This window comes from Streptomyces sp. NPDC037288 (genome assembly GCF_055603265.1).
The window spans coordinates 1-2193 of record NZ_JBVJVY010000189.1 but is presented as its reverse complement, the minus strand read 5'-3'; the positions used below and the strand labels follow the sequence as shown (position 1 = coordinate 2193).

Sequence of the window (2193 nt, the reverse complement as noted above, 5' to 3'; positions counted from 1 at the left end):
GCGCTTCTGCGTGACAGGCGATGCTACGAAGTCCTACCACCCGTCACCGCAGCAGCTTGACAACGACATTGGGAAGTGTCCTACGTGGTGAGGCGAACGAGTCGCTTGTAGCAGCACATGGCTGCTGCGAGACCGAGAAAGGCAAAGTAGTTCCTGGGGTTTCGTTCGTAGCGTGGACTGAGCCGGCGGTAGCCGGACAGCCAGGAGATGTTCCGCTCGATGACCCATCGGCGGCGGCCTAGTCGTTCGCTGGACTCGATGCCTTTGCGGGCGATCCGCACACCGATGCGCTTGCCACGTAACCATTTCCGCAGGTGAGGCACGTCGTATGCCTTGTCCGCATGGAGGCGTTGGGGCTTGAAGTAGCGGCCGCGGTGGGGGTCGTGTCTCGTTTGGTGACCGGCCACCATCGGCTTCAGGCCCTCGCTGTCGTGGACGTTCGCGGCGGAGACGCCGACGAGAAGGGGCAGTCCGTTCGCGTCCGACAGGATGTGCATCTTGGAACCCGGCTTGCCCCGGTCCACGGGGGCTAGGGCCTGTGTGTTCGCCCCCTTTTTCGCCCTGACATGGGCAGTGTCGAGGACGACGCGGGTTACGTCGATCAGGCCGGCGTCGTCGAGCCGGTGCAGGACCGCTTCGTGCAGGCGGCCCCACACCCCGGCTCTGGACCAGATCAGGAACCGGCGGTGAGCGGTCGACTTCGAGACGCCGAAGCACGGCGGCAACGCCCGCCAGGCGCAACCGCTGACCAACACGTAGATGATCGCGGCGAACAGGGTCTCATCAGGCGTGTCCTGCGTCCCACCACCCTGCGGCCACACCTTCGACGGAGGAATCAGCGGCTTCGCGATCTCCCACAGCCCGTCCGGAACAATCCAACTCCACGTACCCCGCCCCATGACCAGGTCAACGACGCCTCACCACATAGGACACGGTCTTAAGCACACGATTTCAGGCGCACCACACTACTGTAGTGGCCAGCTGGCGGACTGGCTGTGATTTCTCTCAGGTGCTGAGGGAGGCACCCGGTTTCGGGGTCTGTGAGGAAGGGCCGGGTGCGCCCTCCCTCATGGACCCTCGTCTGCGGGGCGAACGAGCAGGCCCTCGGCCCGCTGCTGCTCGTTCGCCAGTGCCCGCCGCGCGGCAGCCCGCGCGTTCTTCAGCCCGATGCCCACCTCGTAGCCCTGTAGGTGGCGTGTCCAGCGGCGCCAGGACGTGTCCGTGTTCGGTTGCCCACCCACGTGCGGCGGCGAGTCCGTGCGCCCGTGCGACGTCGAAGTGCGACCAAGCCATACCCAGCTTCTCGAGTTGTTCGACACGGTCCTGTCCAGACCGCCGTGGGCGTAGAAGCAGCGGGCGTCGGCGATCCATTGTCTCATCGAGAAGACGGCGAACGAGGCCGGCCGCCCCCGGCTTCCGCCTCCTGCTCGCTGCTGGCGGACACCTGCGGTATGTGAACGGAGCTTTCAGGTCTCCTGGCTGGCGGGAGTAGATGACGGCAGCTTCCACGCCGCGCCGCCGGCTCGTGCGCGAGGTTGAGAAACCCGTAGGTCAATGAACACAGCGAGGGCAGCCGGGGCGCGCGGCGTTGAGAACTTCATCAGTCGGCAGGTAGACGCTGACGGACCACCGCCCCCTTCCCTGTCAGTGCCGCTCTCCATGCCCTGCGCGCCCGTGGACGGGCTTATAGGCGCTTGGAGCCTGCTGCGCCAACTAGGCCCCGCCGCGGGCATGGTGCACCCCTGAGCGCTTCCAGCAGTTTTGCCGGTCCGCGGTGCGCGAGGCGAGCATGTTGTCCTCCCCGGCCCCGAGCAGGACCGGCACCACGAGCGAGGCGACCTTGCCGTCGCCGGGCTGCATGCGCAGCGCCCGCCCGACGGCTTGGACGGGGGCGGGCACGCAATCACGCACGTCGGTCCAGTAGACGCAGTCGCCGTTCTTCCCGGGAAGCAGAGGCGCCGGACAGCCCAAGTGCCTGACCTACGGGAAGATCAGGCCGCTGAGGGGCGGGGTCCGGAGTCTGTTGGGGACAGCCAGGGATGGGGCGATGTGTCAGGGGGCGGCGGACCGGGTGTGACCGAGCGACCGTCATACCGCCAGTGAGGGGCCCTGCGGTTTCCGTACAGCAGCTTATTGGCTAATTCATGCGGCGAGCTGCTGATTCAGGTAGTCGTCGTGGACCTCTCGTGGGGT

3 protein-coding genes are annotated in these 2193 nt (G+C 66.6%); all 3 read right to left on the bottom strand.

Annotation, left to right across the window (positions count from 1 at the left end; genetic code table 11):
* Window positions 1-80 precede the first annotated feature (80 nt).
* Complete coding sequence (locus ACZ7GZ_RS43115; RefSeq protein ID WP_471033307.1) at window positions 81-899, bottom strand: IS5 family transposase; 819 nt, start codon at window positions 897-899, stop codon at window positions 81-83.
* Between the two features lie 168 nt (window positions 900-1067).
* The gene (locus ACZ7GZ_RS43110) at window positions 1068-1379 is read right to left on the bottom strand and encodes a hypothetical protein (protein ID WP_471033304.1); all 312 of its coding nucleotides are present in this window, start codon (window positions 1377-1379) and stop codon (window positions 1068-1070) included.
* A 334-nt stretch (window positions 1380-1713) separates the two neighbouring features.
* Window positions 1714-1911 (bottom strand): hypothetical protein, encoded by a 198-nt coding sequence (locus ACZ7GZ_RS43105; protein ID WP_471033302.1) that lies wholly within the window; start codon window positions 1909-1911, stop codon window positions 1714-1716.
* Window positions 1912-2193 lie beyond the last annotated feature (282 nt).

Bases quoted from the DNA above. Each gene is read 5' to 3' on its own strand.
- ACZ7GZ_RS43115 (WP_471033307.1), bottom strand. From the start codon at position 899: ATGGGGCGGGGTACGTGGAGTTGGATTGTTCCGGACGGGCTGTGGGAG.
- ACZ7GZ_RS43110 (WP_471033304.1), bottom strand. From the start codon at position 1,379: ATGAGACAATGGATCGCCGACGCCCGCTGCTTCTACGCCCACGGCGGT.